Genomic DNA, 706 nt, shown 5'->3' with positions numbered 1-706 from the left:
CGGTAACGCTTGATAAAGATCATACTGTTAATGTGAAATTAACTGATAAGCAATTTGAGCACGTATTTGTAGCACCAGTAGGTTCAGATACTGCAGCTAGAAGCTTTACCCTATTACCAGGTACTAAGCCAACTAATATATATTTGGTAAATAAAGATAATACAGCTTATTATACTGAAAGTTTCGCTTTAGCTAAACAAAGTGTAATGTCTGCCTCAATGACTTCTCCTAATACAGTAGCTATTGAAACTGGCAAGAATATGAGTGCTGATGAAGCCAGGGCGGATTTAAAGCTTAATGATAATAATTCAATTGCAAATATAATTGCTATTGATCCAGATGCTAATGGCAGAAGTAAGAAATTTGAGATTACAACTGCTCACAATTTAGATATTCTTGATAATAATCTAATTGGATTAAAAGGTAATTACAAAGCTATTGATGTTGGTAGTTACGTTCGTTCAAAGGCTTTTGATCTTGGTAGTTACGTTCGTTCAAAGGCTTTTGATGATAAATATGCTTATGATGGTAATGATTTAGGTGTTACTTATGATAAAAAGCAGACAACTATTAAATTATGGGCTCCAACTGCAAAAAGTGTAATATTGAATATCTATGATTCATTAGATAATGATGCTCAACCTGCTAAGACCATTATTATGAAACGTGGAGATAAAGGTGTCTGGTCTAGTGTCCTAGAAGGTGA

Annotated in this window: 1 pseudogene; it reads left to right on the top strand. The window is 33.4% G+C overall.

Annotated features, from left to right (window positions below):
• Nucleotides 1-706, top strand: a pseudogene (locus tag FC37_RS05010) (type I pullulanase); the annotation flags it as partial.

Origin of the sequence: Lactobacillus gallinarum DSM 10532 = JCM 2011 (assembly GCF_001434975.1) — a bacterium.
In the GTDB taxonomy this organism is placed as follows: domain Bacteria; phylum Bacillota; class Bacilli; order Lactobacillales; family Lactobacillaceae; genus Lactobacillus; species Lactobacillus gallinarum.
This window is presented reverse-complemented; position numbering and strand designations above follow the sequence as displayed.